This window comes from Exiguobacterium sp. s138, from assembly GCF_018618775.1.
GTDB classification, from domain to species: Bacteria; Bacillota; Bacilli; order Exiguobacteriales; family Exiguobacteriaceae; genus Exiguobacterium_A; species Exiguobacterium_A artemiae.
The window spans coordinates 31691-48137 of sequence record NZ_JACSMW010000011.1 but is presented as its reverse complement, the minus strand read 5'-3'; the positions used below and the strand labels follow the sequence as shown (position 1 = coordinate 48137).

Here is a 16447-nt window from a genome sequence, read left to right as displayed (position 1 = left end):
AATGGGAGACCACGAAAATGTCTTAACTGGAAAACTGCATACGAGGTCTTCACGGAAGAAGTGTTGCACTTAATTTGACAAACCGTCGTACAAAAAAAGACCGGGTATCGCACCCAGTCTTCGTCATTATTCCCAATAACGAGGTTCCGACTCTTCTTCGGTTTCTCCAAGTTCAAACGTCAAACGACGGGTCGTTGGGTCAATCGAGAAAGAAGCGTTAGTATTATCAATCTGTTTGATTTCCATCGACTCCTCGTCAAGGATCAATGTCAGTCGGACCTTATCTTCGTGATCGACAAGCAGGACGCCGTCTTCTTTTAACCACAGGTCGATGACAGGCGAGTAACGAAGGGTCCAACCGTTGGATAAGGGAATTTCATTCATAATGACTCAGTTCCTCCTAATCATACGAAGTTAAAGCGGTTCTTTATTTATCATGCTGTTCTGTCGCCGATAATGCAAGTGGTGGAATGGATTCACGTTGATCGTAAGACAATTGATACGACTGTTCCCGTTTTTTCATCCGTTCATACTGCTTTTTGACTCGGCGATGCTGCACATATTCATGATAGGACTGGTGAGATGTCCGAAGGAGCTGTCTGAAGGAAGAGAGCGATAAGCAGATGGCGAGTGTAAAAACGAATACACCGATTGAATCTGTATAATAGCCGGTCGTATAACTCAAATATGTACTGATGAGACCTGTAAACGTCGTGAAAAGATAAAACCACATGACACGCCCTCCTTATTTAGATGATATACATCTTCTAAAGAATTCGTGACGAAACCGTGATTTCCTGTATCGTCCTGTAAAACTTCGGGAAAAATAAAAAAATCCACACGCTTAGTGTAGATTTTATGGAGTGTCAATATGTTGAAGTGCAGGTGTCTTCGGAGACAGGTCTGTACTGTTCGAACCTTCTGCAAAAACGATTCCGATCGTTGCGAGGAATGCAAAAAAAGCAAATACCAATGTTTTTGTGAAGCGTCTTGCGAAAGAACGCGATTGAATGTTATGAAACATGTTTTTCCCCCATATTTAACTAAACTAAACCTTCTTTTTCCTATTGTTTTATCATATATCTTTTTTTCAAAAAAATCACTCAAATCAGAACCGTTCACAAAAATGTCATATTTGGTCACTTTTGCTTCATGTCGGAGAGGGGAGGAAAAAGAGTATAGTATGATAGGTGATACGCAGGAACAGATGGAAACAACAGAAGGGAGATGACCACTCATGGCATTACGCGCAGGACAGGTTGTCACATTAAAAGTAGAACGAGAAGCAGAGTTTGGTGTTTTCTTAAGCAACGGGGAAGAGGACATCTTACTTCATAATAATGAACAAACAAAAAAGCTCGAACTTGACGAAGAAGTGGAAGTCTTTCTTTATCAGGACAACGAAGGGCGTCTCGCTTCTTCGATGACGATTCCGGAAGCATCGTTTGAAGACTACGTCAAAACGACGATTAACGGTACGCGTTACAATACAGGCGTATTTGCAAACATCGGTATTCAAAAAGACGTGTTAGTATCTCTTGATGATTTGCCGCAACGCCGGACATTTTGGCCGGAAGAAGGAGATCAACTCTACATTCGTCTCAAACATGACCAAAAACTTCGTTTACTCGGAGATCCGGCTCCCTATGCGTATTTTAACTTACGGGCAAAACCGGCACCGGAAGAGTGGAATAACATGGATGTCGAAGGACTTGTCTTTGCTCAGCGGGATCCCGGCGTCAACGTCTGGGTCAATGAACAGACGATTGGTTTTCTCCATGAACAAGAGATGGAACGGTGGCCGCGACTTGGAGAAGTTATGAAATTACGGGTGACAAATGTGAAGCCAGATGGTACAGTATTACTTTCAGCAAGACCACGTGCTCACGAGGCAATCGACATCGATGCGGATTTGATCATGAATCACCTGCTTGAACATGGTGGTCAGATGTCGTATGGTGATAAGACACCTCCTGAGACGATTGATGAGGTATTTGGCCTAAGTAAGGCTGCCTTCAAACGTGCTTTAGGTCGATTGTTGAAAGACAAAAAAATAGAAAAACATGAAACGGGTATTCGGTTAACGAAATAAGTTAACCAACTTAAGCCTACGTTTCGAATAAATAGTTAGGAATTCATCATTTTGGTGGTTGCGGCTGGTACTTACCGGCGACCATTTCCAAATAAAACCCCATCACTAGTGGGGGCAAACGGCGCGAATTCAAGCGTTGTACGGTCCGGGCATCATGCCTTTCCCTCGCCCTTATGGCAACGATTATGATGGTGACTTCCCTAAACATTATTATACGCAGAAATAGCCCCTATCTTTAAGGAAGAGGTTCTGCTATAATAGGTAGTCGATTGTATTCGTTACGGTAGCGTCTGTTTAGTGGCAGACGCTTTTCATATGACAAAGGAGAGTATTTAGCATTGACAACATTTCGTGAATTAAATCTTAGTGAGGCACTTATCAAAGGTGTCCTAAAAATGGGCTTTGAAGAAGCAACTCCAATCCAAGCAGAAACAATTCCAGTCGGTCTTAGCGGCGTTGACTTAATCGGTCAAGCACAAACAGGAACAGGGAAAACAGCTGCATTCGGTATTCCAACGATTGAGCGTCTTGACGCAAAATCACGTTATATCCAAGCATTGATCCTTGCACCGACTCGTGAGCTTGCGATTCAAGTAGCAGAAGAACTTAACCGCATTGGTGAAGTAAAACGTGTTCATGCATTGCCAGTATACGGTGGTCAGCAAATCGACCGTCAGATTCGTGCGCTTCGTAAGAACCCACAAATCGTCGTCGCTACACCTGGTCGTCTAATGGACCACATGAACCGTAAAACATTAAACCTTGACCACGTCCAAACAGTTATCTTGGATGAGGCAGATGAAATGTTGAACATGGGCTTCGTGGAAGATATCGAAAAAATCTTGGGTACACTTCCGCCAACTCGCCAAACACTTTTATTCTCTGCGACAATGCCGCCGCAGATTCGTAAAATCGCAGATCGTTTCATGACGACTCCGACTCACATCAAAGTAAAAGCAAAAGAAATGACTGTCGAAAACATCGACCAATCATTCATCGAATTAAAAGAAAGCCAAAAATTCGACGTCCTTTGCCGCTTGATTGATACGGATTCTCCGGAACTCTCGATCATCTTCGGTCGTACGAAAAAACGTGTCGATGAGATGACAGAAGGTCTAATCCAACGTGGTTATACAGCTGACGGCTTACACGGTGACTTAACACAAGCAAAACGTGACCAAGTCATCCGTCGCTTCAAAAAAGGAACAATCGATATCCTTGTTGCAACTGACGTAGCGGCACGTGGACTTGATATTTCAGGCGTTACACACGTCTACAACTTCGACGTCCCGCAAGATCCGGAGAGCTATGTTCACCGTATCGGTCGTACAGGTCGTGCTGGTAAAACAGGATCAGCAATCACATTCGTTACACCACGTGAGTTTGGTCAAATCAAAACAATCGAACGTGTAACAAACAAAAAAATGTCACGTCGTCATGCACCGACGCTTGACGAAATCTTGGAAGGCAACTTGAAACTTGCTGCACAAGAGTTGATCAAACGTGTAGAAGCGAAAAACTCACAAGAGTATACAACACTCGCTCAAGAACTTCTTGAAGAGTATGAAGCGGTTGAATTAATCGCAGCAGCGCTTAAAGGATTAACGAAAGAGCCGGATGCAACGCCAGTTCAAATTTCGTCAATCGAACCAATCCGTGTTAAACGTTTTGGCAGCAACGGTGGCGGTGGTAACCGTCGTCCTTACGGCAACAAAGGTGGATCAGGTTCTGGTTCTTCTTCTAACCGTGGTGGCGGATACCGTGGCAGCAACCCACGTGGTGGGGAGCGCCGTGAAGGCGGTCGTCCTTCTGAAGGAAACCGTAGTTCTTCATCAGCGTCATCAGATCGCCGTGAAGGTGGATACGCTGGCCGTAACCGCAGTGAAAGTGATCGCAACCGTGGTGGACGTAAACCACGTTTTGAAAAGTAAGAAGTTTGAACCGATTTGTCACAGACAAGTCGGTTCTTTTTTATGAAATCTCGTGCTAAAATGAGCAATGAACGATATAGAGAGGGCGGAATTTTGTGTATATTATCTACGCTTTGGCATTTATTTGTCTCATTGTGCTAGTCGTCGCGACAAAACAGATCAGTGAGCGGACGACGAAAGGGCACTTCCGTTATATTCCTTTAGCAACCCTTCTGTTTGGCGGGATTATCTTTCTTGTCTTGGCGATTGGAAAAGGTGGGGCAACCGGTATTCAATACGGCGTGCTGAGTATCATCTATTTAACGGCGACATTTGGTGTCTATTTGTACATCGCAGTCAGAAAAGATACGACCTTATTTTAAAGACAGGACCTCTCTGATTACAGAGGGGTTCTTTTTTTGATAAGATGGAACAAGAGAAAAGGGGGGCAGAAGAATGGATGCCTTAGATGTCATTGTTCATCCCGAACAAATTGAAGCTTGGTTTCAGCCGATTGTCGGAGCGGCGCCTTTTAAAGTAGAAGGGTATGAAATTCAATCCCATTTCCGGGGAGAACCGTTAAAACCGTTTTTTCAAGAAGATGATGTACCAATCGAATACCAACTCGAAGTGATGAGTCATGTCATTCGACATGCCTTTCAAAAAGTACCGACGGATGCCCATTCGTTTGTTCTGGTCCGCTGTCGCCCGGCCTGGTTATTTGAGAACGGCGGCGAAGATTTTTTAAGTATTCTGCGTGATGCGCAGATTGATTTCCCGGAAGACCGGTTATACGTGACATTAACAGATGTTCAGGTCGATGATTTTGACCGCCTCGGCCGGATTGTCGCCTATTATCAAAATTCCGGTTTGAAGGTAGCGCTCGACCGGGCGGAAGCAACGAGTCTCGAACGGGTATTTTCGATGTCACCGGACATGCTGATTGTCGATTTGGCATCGATGATTGAGAAAAAAACGGTCTCGGCCAGTTACCCGCATTTATTGCAGACGATGGAACATCTCTGCGATCAGCTGGGTGCTCCGCTGCTGTACAAAAATATCAGCCACCTTGGTCAGTTGCGTTATGCCTGGCAGCACGGCGGACGTTATTACATGGGGAACCTGCTCGGTGAAACGACGCCGGACTGGGTGACGACTTGCCCGGGAATGGACATTTTGCTGCATGAGGTTCCGATGTTTTATAAATATGACCGGGAACAAATGAACCGGCTGTTTCAGCTCGAACAGGACTGGACCGTTCGATTCAACGAATATTGCCAGTCCGTCAGGCCGGAGGAAGACCTCGACAGCTGGTTGTTAATGTTAGCGAAAAAGATGGAGCCGGAATTCATTCGATTCTATATTACGGATGCCAACGGGTTCCAGCAGTCATCAAATATCAGTAAAAAAAGCGGCGAATGGAAACGTTATTCGTTTTACCAAGGATACAATTGGAGTTTCCGACCGTATTTCATCCGTACGACAGTAGCGATGGAACGACGGCATACCGGCTATTTATCGGACCGGTACGTCGACTTCAGTTCCGGGGAGCAGACACGGACTTTCAGTATGCCGCTGAATAATGGGATGTTCTTATTTGCTGATATTTCAGCAGACTATTTATATCAAGAACGATTGAGTGAATGAGGAGGAAATGAATGATGTTGGATTATGATTACGATGCATTACGTGAAATCGGACGGATTGTCGCCATTGCACGCGATGAGATGGCAGATGCCGTCAAACCGGGGATTACAACGAAGGAATTAGATGAGATCGGGGCACGGATTCTGAAAGAACACGGGGCGGAATCGGCACCGATCGTCATGTATGACTTTCCGGGAGCAACTTGTATCAGTGTAAATGAAGTGGCGGCACATGGTATTCCGGGAGCGTACGTCATCAAAGAGGGAGATATTGTTAATGTTGATGTCTCAGCCGTAAAGAACGGTTATTACTCCGATACCGGCAAAACGGTTATCGCAGGACAAGCCCGTCGTCCGGAAGATGTTCGGTTGGTCGAAGTTTCGTTGTCTGCCCTTGAAAAAGGATTGGAGAAAGTAAAGGCCGGAACGAAGGTCAATCAGATTGGGAAAGCGATTTATGCCGAGACACGGAAAAGCGGCTTTACCGTCATCCGGAACTTGGCGGGACACGGTCTCGGAAAGACATTACACGGCGAGCCGGAATCGATTTCGAACTACTTCAGCCGTGAGGAAAATGATTTGTTGAAAGAAGGACAAGTCATTGCCGTCGAAACATTTATCTCGACCGGCGACGAATTCTGTATGGAAGACGAGAAAGACGGCTGGACCTTATATACACCAAATAAAAGTCTCGTTTCGCAATTTGAACATAGCGTCATCGTCTTAAAAGACGGATATGAGATTTTAACGAAAGTCGATTGAGTCTAAATTTATGAACTGCTGAAAATAAACAGGAGTATCAAGTCCCTTTTGATATGCTCCCCAAAAAGTAGACAGTTGAAATAACAAAAACTGTCCACTTTTTGAAGGGAGCTATTTCTATGTCTAAATCTAAGTTTTCGCCGGATGAAAAATTACGGATCATTAGGATGTGTGAGGATAGAATGGACTCGATAAAATCGATTGCCTCGCTCTTCGAGCTTTCAGTCACGACCTTGAATAGATGGAGAGCAAAATATCGTACATACGGCTCCTCGTCACTCCGTGATCGAACAGAATGGACAGGTTATCCAGAAGAACTAAAAATGGAGGCTGTACGCGCAGTTCTGACTCAAGAGGAATCGCTCACTAGCGCTACAGTACGGTTTAATATTTCGAGTTTAAGCGTACTTGCAAGATGGATTCGGAAGTATACTAGTCATAATACTCAAGGGAAACCATTGAAGGAGCGATCCATTATGACTAAAGGTAGAACCACTACGTTTGAAGAGCGTGTCCAGGCAGTTATGGACTGTATACAAAATGGGAAAGACTATCAAAACATCATGAAGACCCATCGGGTCTCCTATCAACAAATCTATAGCTGGGTAAGGAAGTTCGAGAAGGACGGAATGGACGCACTGATGGATCGTCGCGGACGTCAGAAGCCGGTAGCAGAATTGACGGATACAGAGCGTTTTGCGTTGGAACTGAAACGACTAGAGAAAGAAAATGAACGACTACGCATGGAGAACGATTTCCTAAAAAAGTTAGAGGAGATCGAGAGGAGGTCACGTTAAGTCAAATTCGTCTTCAAGATAAATATGAAGCCATTCAATCATCGGTAGAGCAATTCGGTTATCCGATCATCGCCCTATGTCATCTAGCGGATGTCTCGCGTGCTGCCTACTACAAGTGGTTGCGTCGTATAGGTATACCGAAAACACATGAGGCTGAGAACATGAAAATCATCGAAGAGATGAACCAGATCCACCTTTCGGTGAAAGGAATATATGGCTATCGACGAATGAAATTGAACTTGAAACGTCGTTTCGGAAGAAACGTTAATGCGAAGCGTGTCCGGCGCCTGATGCACATCGCGAGTATTCATTGTGTCATACGCCGGAAACGTCCTTTGTACATTCGTAATCGTCCTCAACAGATTGCCGAAAACATTCTGAACCGTGATTTCAACGCGGCAGGACCGAATCAAAAATGGGTGACGGATGTCACGGAATTGAAGTACGGTGCCTCTCAGAAGGCGTATTTGAGCGCCATCTTGGACCTATATGACGGCTCCATCCGTGCCTTCGTTCTAGGGCACTCTAACAATAATCAGCTCGTGTTTGATACATTCGAACTCGCCCTGCAGGGCGCATCCGGAAGTCGTCCCTTGCTTCATAGTGATCGAGGGTTTCAATATACTTCACATGCGTTTCGACACATGACACGCGTGGCAGGCATTACACAAAGTATGTCTTGGGTTGGTAAATGTATTGATAACGGTCCGATGGAATCATTTTGGGGCGCCTTAAAATGCGAAAGTTATTACCTACATAAGTTTGCGGAGTTCGACGAACTCCAGCTTGCGATTCAGAAGTATATTCACTTCTACAATGAAGAACGGTACCAACAACGATTAAACGGCTTGGCTCCATTAGAATACAGAGCTCAAGCCGTTTAAGAGATTTTTATTATTTATCCTGTCTACTTGACGGGGAGCAGTTCAATACTCCTATTTTTAAAGTTTTTTTGTTGAAACGGCCAATCGTTCGAGCCGTTCCCGGGAAACCGGATGTTCAGCATATCGGATAGACCCGTTTTCGACGATATAGTCCTGTTCGAGTAAATCTTCAATGAAATACTGATCGGTTCCAGACATATCAATCGGATAAGCAAGTCCCGGTAAGGTGGCGAATGCCAACGTTTGGCGCCGTCCAATCCCGCTCTCGAACATGCCGCCTAACCAGTACGATGGCGAAATGCTTCGCACATCGAGCGCTGCTGTCAGACCGCCGAGACGAGCCGGCTTGATATTGATGATTTGACCCGCCTGCAATGTTCGCATCAGTAAAGCATCCTGTGTCGTCTGGATGGATTCATCGAGACAAAGCGGTGTCTTCAGTAAGGAGGCGGCATGCTGATGACTTAACCAGTCGTCAGCGGGAAACGGCTGTTCCATCATCAGCATCGAAAATGTATCCCACTCTTGAAGGAGCGGTAAATCAGCTACCTGAAAACTTCCGTTGGCATCAAACATTAACGGAGCATCCGGAAAAGATTTGCGAACCTGTTCCAAAACCGCAGTATCCGTCGGAGCGAGTTTCAACTTAATCCGTTCGAATCCATCGTTTAATGCTTGACCTACTGCTTCCACCGTTTGCTCGGCTGAGGAGCGACCGAGTGCTTTTCCGCACGGAATCGACCGGTTTTCGTCACCACCGAGGTAAGCGGCAAGAGAGGTCTGCTCCGCTTGGGCAAATAATTCATGAACAGCCCCGTCGAACATGGCTTTTGCCATCTGGTTTCCTTTAATCGGCTGAAAGCGTGCAGCAACGGCAGCGGGTGAGGATAAAGGTGCTGCAGCAAGCAAACGGTACAGGAGCGGGGACAAGGTACGAAGAGAATCCTGTGTTTCCGCCGTGTACCAAGGTGTCTCGAAAGCGACGCCTTCCCCGTAGCCGATGCGTCCTTCCTGGTCGGTCAGCCGTAAAATGGTCGTCCGTCGTTTCGACAAGGTAGAGATGGCGGTCTGCATCGGCTGGCGAAACGTCAGATAGACATCAAACAGCTCCGCACTGCGCAGGGTAATGGTCGTCATAGCGACTCCTTCAGTTGACGGCGAATCAGTTTACCGTTTGCATTGCGCGGTAATGTATCACGGTAAAAGTAGCTGACGGGACATTTATATTTGGCTAGTAATCGTTCCATTTCTTGCCGGACATCAGTTTCTGACAGTGTACTGACGATGAAGGCAACCGGTACCTGCCCCCAGACCGGATCAAACCGTCCAACGACACCGGCTTCCGTGATGCCGGAGATTGATAATAAGGCGGCTTCGACTTCTGCCGGATAAATATTTTCACCACCGGAAATGATCAAGTCGCTTCTTCGATCTAATACATACAGGTAACCGTCGGCATCGATCCGTCCGAGATCACCGGTCTTCAAATAACCGTCAGCAGTAAAAGCGGCGGCTGTCGCTTCCGGATTAGCGAAATATCCGTTCATGACAGTCGGTCCCTTGACTTCAATTTCCTGATACCGATTGATCCGGATTTCCGTCGGAGCGATGGCTTTACCGGCAGAACCGATTTTCCGGATCGCTTCTTCCGGCAGGAGTGTCGCCACTTGTGAAGCGGTTTCGGTCATACCGTATGTTTGCATGACGGGAATGCCGCGGTCTAACGCCCGTGTCAGAATCGGTAACGGGACAGGCCCTCCGCCCGTCAAAACAACGCGTAAATCAAACCGTCGTAATCCGGCTTCGAGCAACCGGTCCAACATGACGGAAACGAGAGAAATATGTGTGATGTGTTCTGTCTGGATCCATGTAATGGTCTTGTTCGGTGAAAAATGAGGCTCAAGAATAAGCGGAACACCATAGATGACGGAGCGGTAAACGACGGCGAGACCGCTCATATGAAATAACGGCGTGACGACCAGGAACCGGTCATCCGGATAGGAACCGGTATGGCGGGCCGCATTCATGGCACTTGAAAAATGATTGAGCATTGTCTGTTCGACTGCTTTTGGCCGCCCGGTCGTACCGCTTGTAAATAACATCGACTGAATATAATGTTTTGGCATATGCCGGACGAGAACATCAGGTGCCGGCTTCACGACATGAAACGGCAGCCGTTTAACCGGCGGATCGATCGGACGATCTGAGATGACGAATCGGACATCGGCTTGTTGGAGTTGCAGATGGACTTCCGCTTGGCTCAGACGAATATTGATCGGAACAATCGTCAATTCAAGCAATTGAGCCGCGTGGACAGCAATGATATAGCTGCTGCTTGAAGGACCGTATAAAGCGATGCGGTCACCGCGTGACAGCAGGGGAGCCCAGGAACTGGCGAGTTCATGCGCTTTTGTATAAAGGGCAGACCAGGTCAGACGCTCGTTGTCCGTGATGAGGGCAAGATCATCCGGCTGTTCTTTGGCACGCGTGTAAATCCAAGGATACACGGATTGTCACTTCCTTTCTGAATGATGATAAGAAAAAGGTTCAAACGTCTTTCGACATTGAACCTTTTTTGTATTATGGGAATCGTGGGAACTGTCCGAAGTCAGGATCACGTTTTTCTTTAAACGCGTCACGGCCTTCTTTTGCTTCCTCTGTCGTGTAATACAGTAACGTGGCGTCACCTGCAAGTTGTTGAATACCTGCAAGGCCGTCTGAATCGGCATTAAACGCAGCTTTTAAGAAACGAAGTGCTGTTGGTGAATGCTGAAGGATTTCAGAACACCATTGGATTGTTTCCTGCTCCAAATCAGCCAGTGGAACGACCGTATTGACGAGACCCATATCAAGTGCTTGTTGGGCATCGTATTGACGGCAAAGGTACCAGATCTCACGTGCTTTCTTATGACCAACGACGCGAGCGAGGTAACCAGAACCATAACCAGCATCAAACGAACCAACTTTAGGACCAGTTTGTCCAAATTTGGCGTTGTCTGCTGCGATCGTCAAATCACAGACGAGGTGAAGAACATGTCCGCCACCGATTGCATAGCCTGCTACCATAGCGATGACCGGTTTCGGAATAACACGGATCAGACGTTGTAAATCAAGGACATTTAAGCGCGGGATTTCATCCTCACCGACATAACCACCATGTCCGCGAACTTTTTGGTCGCCGCCTGAACAGAAAGCAAGATCGCCTTCACCGGTTAAGACGATGACACCGACGTTTTGATCGTCACGTGCACGTGAAAAAGCATCGATCAATTCGTGAACCGTCTTCGGACGGAAAGCATTCCGTACTTCTGGACGGTTGATTGTAATTTTAGCAATCCCATTCCATTTTTCATACTTGATGTCTTCGTAGCTACGGGCAGCTGCCCATTCTGGAACGTATCTCATTTCAATTCCCCCATTTGATTAATTAAGAGTAGTTTCTCTACTATTGTAACAAACTTTTCCGGTTGGTCGATATGTGGGGCATGTGATGCACCTTCAATTAAATGAATTTTTTCCGATGGAGCGGCTTCGATGGCAATTTTTTTAAATTTATCATCGTCGTTTCCGACAATCCAATCAATCGAGGAGGTGTCAAGTAAATGCCAGACCGGAGCCATATTGCCGGTTCCTTGAGCGATCAAAGAAGCGGCCAGCCCCTCCGGTGATTGGGCAAGGCGTCCACGGCGAATCGATTCTTGTACTTCAACCGGCAGATGACGTTGGCTTGCAAACAGCGGGAGCGACTCCCAATAATCGATGAAATCGGCTAAACCATCTGTCAGTAAACGATCAGCGAGACGACGGTCGGCTTGACGGCGTAATCGTCGCTCATGTGCCGACCGGAGACCGGGAGTCGTGCTGACAGCAATCGTCTGCTTTACCTGTTTCGATGTCGCAGCAAGCAGAAGCGAGATTCGTCCGCCCATCGAATAACCGAGAACGGACCAGTCTTCCTTACGGGTCGCAAGCAAACTTTTTAAATCTTTTACTTGTTCCGTCAAGCGCATACGTTGATAAGAAGCGGATGCGGTACGGCCGTGGCCGAGCAAATCAATCCGGTAAACGGTATAGTCTGACTGCAACCGGCTTCCGAACAGATCCCATGTGGCACTGCTCCCGGTGAAACCGTGCAACAGCAAAAGCGGCGGACCGCTTCCGCTGATCTCGACATGGTATTCCTGATGCCGCAGTTTCATCGGAACGTCTCCTGCAGTGCCTCGTTTGTCTGCTCCCAAATCAAACGGTGCAGGCGGACATTCTCCGGACGATCGGTGACGATTTCCAAGACCCGTGTCGCAGTCGCTTGTTGTTGCAGGGTCGAATGAAGATGCGTAATCGAGGAAATCCGTTCATACTCGACACCGTAACCGGCAGCAAGATGACTGAAATCAACGTCTTGTGCTGTTCCGAATAAAGGTTCGAACAACGCCGGATCGAGATTTTGTTGCGGCAGAAAACTGAAAATCCCGCCACCCGTGTTATTCACTAACAGAATCGTAATCGGAACGGTCTGCGCCATCAGCAATCCGTTGATATCATGCAAGAACGCCAGGTCACCGACAAGCAGATAACGGTTTTCGGCTTCATAGGTCGCGCCGAGAGCACTTGAAAGAATGCCGTCAATGCCATTGGCACCCCGGTTGGCAAGAATACGAAGCGGTGTCCCCATCGGTAAAAAGGTATCCAAGTCCCGAATCGGCATACTGTTCGAAACAAACAGACTGCCGTCTGTTAAATCATTTAATGCCCGGACGACATTATATTCCGTCAGCTGATTGGCATCCAGAGAAGAAAAAACAGTCTGTACGGTGTTCTCTGCCCGTTGCAGGGTCTCGAGATAAGAGGTTTCATGCACGGTCACAGGAGCGGTTTTCAGTTGGCTCGGATGACCGCTTAAAAAATGAGCCTGCAACTGGGGATCGCGCCAGTTTCCGGGATGGCCGAGAACTGTCGTCGGAATTCCTTTTGACCAAAGCAGATACGGTTTTGAGGTCGGCATCGCACCGAATCGTAAAATGTGTTCCGGGCGGATTTTATCGTGAATCGCTGTTGCCTTTAACCACGTATCGTAATAGCCGAAAACCGTATCGTTGGAAGAACGGCGGCCTTGACTCAACGGATCGGCCAAAACAGGAATTCGTGCACGGTTTGCATAGTCCAGAATGATTTGTGTATCGGCAAGAGAAATTTGAGGTCCGATGACAATCAAAAGACGCGAGATTGATAAAATTTCAATGAGTTTTTCGGTAGGATTTTCCGCCTGTGGTTGATTCAGTTGTCCGACAGGCTGACCCGTTTGTAAGAGATCCAGTTCGGGAATTAATGGTTCCCGAAGCGGAATATTGATATGAACCGGACCGGCGGGCTCTGAAAGCGCGAGAAGAACGGCTCGTTCCGCCGCGTGCTGGACGTAAGGAAGAGCAGTCTCTTCCGGTAACGGCAAATCAAAGGCATGGCGGACCTGTTTTCCGTAGAGAGCGACTTGATCGATTGCTTGGGGTGCGCCGACACCACGCAACTCGTGGGGGCGATCCGCCGTCAATACGATCAAAGGCAGCTCGAAAATATTGGCTTCCGTCACGGCCGAATAATAATTCGTAGCTGCTGTTCCACTCGTACAAATCAGGGCGACCGGACGCAAGACATCCTCCGTCCGTGTCAAACCAAGGGCAAAAAAACTAGCCGACCGTTCGTCGATGAGGACGTGGGTACGGCTAAAAGGGTGAAGAAAGGCAGCGATGGCAAGTGGTGTCGAACGGGATCCGGGACTGATGACGAAATCCCGGACACCGCTTTTCACTAAATTATCGATTAATGCGTGCATCCATTTACTCAACATAAATATCATCCTTTTCTATCGTACAGAGATGCGACAGAGCCTGCAGCATCGGTGATAGTTTCGTTTCGGTTTCTTCGAGTTCACTGTGAAGAACGGATCCTTCGACGAGTCCACAACCGGCATAAAGAACAGCCGAGCGATCGGTAAACAGACCGGAGCGGATGGCGACGATGAACTCACCGTTTTCCTGTCCGTCCATCCAACCGACGGGAGAACCGTACCAGCCACGCTCGAACGTTTCAATTTCGCGGATGGCGGCGACGGCTTCCTCTTTTGGTTCTCCACCGAGAGCAGGTGTAGGGTGAAGTTTTTCAATCAGCTGAAAGAGACTGACTTCAGGTGACAGCGTAGCGTTGATCGGAGTGTACAGATGCTGGATGTGACGATTCTTCAGCAACATCGGTTCATCCGGTTTGTCGATCGTCGTCGAGAGTCCTTGGAGTGTCTGTTCGATTGAATCAACGACAATCGCATGTTCATGACGGTTTTTGTCGTCCTGTAACAGCGACTGTCCGAGTGCGGTATCTGTCGTCTCGATGGCATGTCGAGGAGCAGATCCGGCGACGGCAGCTGTCTTAAGTTCAAGACCGGATTTTAAAATCAATCGTTCCGGTGTCGCACCAAGGAAAGCTTCGTCTGCCGTCGGTTGAAAGAAGAAGATATAGCTGCCTGGCTGCGATGATTCGAGTTCCTGAACAAGTCCGGCCAAGTCGATTGGTTGATCAAGCTCGTAGACGACTTCACGGGCCAAGACGATTTTTTTGAGTGATGTTTTTAAGAGTTGTGTCGCTTGATGGAAAGAAGCTTCGAAAGCATCATTTCCGTCACGCGTCAGTCGAATCCGGGTCACGAACCGGTCGGATTTTGGAGTATGCAGTTCTGCATATTCGACAGCCAACTGATTGAGGATTTTTTCTACGTTAGATTGCGGTTCAACGAACGCAAAAACCGTTACCGTCGTACGACCATGTTGTTCCAGATAAAGATACTTCGGAATGGTCATTGAAGCTTCCCCAAAAGAAGACCAACGAAATTCAGTGTGTTTCAGTTCCGAAAAAGAGAAGCCGCAAAAGGCAAATAAATCGGTGCCGACATGATCCCGATTCAAATTTGACCACATGGACTGCATCCGTAAAAACCGGTCCTGTCCTGCTGTTTTTAATTGTTGCGTAATACCAAAACCGATGGCGCGCATCGATCGATCAGGTGTCGTAAAATAAAAGCGTTCTTCCGTCCCGAATGACAGCGCGCTAACATCCTGCGCCTCGACATTCCAAGAATACGCGGCGATGATAGACCGTTGATATGCATTCGCATGACCAACAGCACGTTCAATACATTGTTTAAGCTCATGTTGAGCGTAGGCCATACCGCTCATTGCCCCCTAGTCTAAAGATACTGTGATACGTTTCACTTATTCTCAGTGTAAACTTTTTATGTGAAAAAAAGAAGGAATAAGCTATCTTGGATTGAGCATTGACAGTAAAAAACGAAACCCGATACACTTAGACAGGAAAGGGGTTTATTATATGAATAAATCAATCGCTGTATACTGGCGAATGACACGACCACATACGCTGACGGCAAGTTTTGTACCTGTCGTCGTAGGAACGGCCATTGTGGCACCGCGGATCGAATCGTTACGGATGGATCTGTTTTTTGCCATGTTGATCGCATCGATGCTGATTCAGATTGCGACGAACTTATTTAATGAATATTACGACTACAAGCGCGGGCTTGATACGGAAAACTCGGTGGGCATCGGCGGATCGATTGTCCGTGACGGTTTTAAACCGGGAACGATTTTGGCGTTTGCCTTCTCGTTGTATGGTATTTCGGCCTTGCTTGGTATCTATTTGTGCCTTGAAACAACATGGTGGTTACTACTAATCGGCATCGTGTCGATGTTCGTTGGTTACATCTATACGGGCGGACCGTTACCGATCGCCTACACACCATTCGGGGAAATCGTCGCCGGTTTCTTCATGGGCTATGTCATCATCGCGATTTCAGCTTATTTGCAGATCGGGTATGTTCCGACGGAAGCGATCGCCATTTCGATTCCGGTATCGATTTTAATCGGCTCGATTTTGCTCGCAAATAACATACGGGATCTCGACAATGATAAAGTCAACGGCCGAAAGACAATCGCCTGTTTAGTCGGGCATCAAAAAGCCGTTTATGTCCTGATTGCCTTTTTTGCCGCTGCAATCATCTCACTTTTGATTGCCGTACTGGCCTTTAACGTCACCTGGTGGGCATTGCTTGCTCTTTTAAGCATTCCGCTGATGATCAAAGCCGTAAAATTATTCTGGCGTGATCTGCCACCGCAGGAATTGATGCCGGGTATGGCTCAGACCGGAAAGGTCAATACGATTTTCGGATTATTGCTTGCGATCAGTTTGACGATTGCCAACTTGTGACCGGAAAACTGTTTTTATGAACGGAATCCCGAATGATGGACGGATAAAACTGTCTTCGTCGGGATTTTTTTGTTGGTATAGTCAATGGTTT

15 protein-coding genes are annotated in these 16447 nt (G+C 47.1%); 7 read left to right on the top strand and 8 right to left on the bottom strand.

What is annotated here, in order from left to right:
- Positions 1-126 precede the first annotated feature (126 nt).
- Positions 127-384, bottom strand: a complete 258-nt coding sequence (locus KNP91_RS15210; protein WP_012369519.1) for a hypothetical protein — start codon at positions 382-384, stop codon at positions 127-129.
- 43 nt (positions 385-427) lie between these two features.
- Entirely contained in the window at positions 428-733 is a 306-nt protein-coding gene (locus KNP91_RS15205) for a hypothetical protein (protein WP_012369520.1), read from the bottom strand.
- 504 nt (positions 734-1237) lie between these two features.
- On the opposite strand from KNP91_RS15205, the gene KNP91_RS15200 reads away from it, so the two are divergent.
- From KNP91_RS15200 to KNP91_RS15175, 6 genes are all read left to right on the top strand, one after another.
- Positions 1238-2092, top strand: coding sequence for a S1-like domain-containing RNA-binding protein (locus KNP91_RS15200; RefSeq protein ID WP_214766405.1), 855 nt, complete (start codon positions 1238-1240; stop codon positions 2090-2092).
- Positions 2093-2430: 338 nt separating this feature from the next.
- A complete protein-coding gene (gene cshA / locus KNP91_RS15195; protein WP_012369523.1) occupies positions 2431-4023 on the top strand; it encodes a degradosome RNA helicase CshA in 1593 nt (530 codons plus the stop codon).
- Positions 4024-4118: 95 nt separating this feature from the next.
- Positions 4119-4385 carry a hypothetical protein gene (locus tag KNP91_RS15190; protein ID WP_012369524.1) on the top strand — a complete coding sequence of 89 codons (267 nt, stop codon included), beginning with the start codon at positions 4119-4121 and terminating at the stop codon, positions 4383-4385.
- 73 nt (positions 4386-4458) lie between these two features.
- Entirely contained in the window at positions 4459-5649 is a 1191-nt protein-coding gene (locus KNP91_RS15185; protein WP_012369525.1) for an EAL-associated domain-containing protein, read from the top strand.
- 14 nt (positions 5650-5663) lie between these two features.
- Positions 5664-6410 (top strand): type I methionyl aminopeptidase, encoded by a 747-nt coding sequence (map, locus tag KNP91_RS15180; RefSeq protein ID WP_290829809.1) that lies wholly within the window; start codon positions 5664-5666, stop codon positions 6408-6410.
- A 119-nt stretch (positions 6411-6529) separates the two neighbouring features.
- A protein-coding gene (locus KNP91_RS15175) for an IS3 family transposase (RefSeq protein WP_251136086.1) occupies positions 6530-8091 on the top strand; the annotation gives its coding sequence in 2 pieces (ribosomal slippage) (positions 6530-7160 and positions 7160-8091; 1563 coding nt in all).
- Between the two features lie 57 nt (positions 8092-8148).
- On the opposite strand, the gene menC is transcribed toward KNP91_RS15175, so the two are convergent.
- From menC to KNP91_RS15145, 6 genes are all read right to left on the bottom strand, one after another.
- On the bottom strand, positions 8149-9228 hold the full coding sequence (menC, locus tag KNP91_RS15170) for an o-succinylbenzoate synthase (RefSeq protein ID WP_214766399.1): 1080 nt from the start codon (positions 9226-9228) through the stop codon (positions 8149-8151).
- Positions 9225-10598, bottom strand: a complete 1374-nt coding sequence (menE, locus tag KNP91_RS15165; RefSeq protein ID WP_214766397.1) for an o-succinylbenzoate--CoA ligase — start codon at positions 10596-10598, stop codon at positions 9225-9227. The genes menC and menE overlap by 4 nt, the downstream gene beginning before the upstream one ends.
- A 73-nt stretch (positions 10599-10671) precedes the next feature.
- On the bottom strand, positions 10672-11496 hold the full coding sequence (gene menB / locus KNP91_RS15160; protein ID WP_012369530.1) for a 1,4-dihydroxy-2-naphthoyl-CoA synthase: 825 nt from the start codon (positions 11494-11496) through the stop codon (positions 10672-10674).
- Positions 11493-12290 (bottom strand): 2-succinyl-6-hydroxy-2,4-cyclohexadiene-1-carboxylate synthase, encoded by a 798-nt coding sequence (menH, locus tag KNP91_RS15155; protein WP_214850858.1) that lies wholly within the window; start codon positions 12288-12290, stop codon positions 11493-11495. The genes menB and menH overlap by 4 nt, the downstream gene beginning before the upstream one ends.
- Entirely contained in the window at positions 12287-13933 is a 1647-nt protein-coding gene (gene menD / locus KNP91_RS15150) for a 2-succinyl-5-enolpyruvyl-6-hydroxy-3-cyclohexene-1-carboxylic-acid synthase (protein WP_214766393.1), read from the bottom strand. Before menD ends, menH begins: the two co-directional genes overlap by 4 nt.
- On the bottom strand, positions 13923-15302 hold the full coding sequence (locus KNP91_RS15145) for an isochorismate synthase (protein WP_214766391.1): 1380 nt from the start codon (positions 15300-15302) through the stop codon (positions 13923-13925). Before KNP91_RS15145 ends, menD begins: the two co-directional genes overlap by 11 nt.
- Before the next feature lie 160 nt (positions 15303-15462).
- On the opposite strand from KNP91_RS15145, the gene KNP91_RS15140 reads away from it, so the two are divergent.
- Positions 15463-16356 carry a 1,4-dihydroxy-2-naphthoate polyprenyltransferase gene (locus KNP91_RS15140; RefSeq protein WP_214766389.1) on the top strand — a complete coding sequence of 298 codons (894 nt, stop codon included), beginning with the start codon at positions 15463-15465 and terminating at the stop codon, positions 16354-16356.
- Positions 16357-16447: the final 91 nt, after the last annotated feature.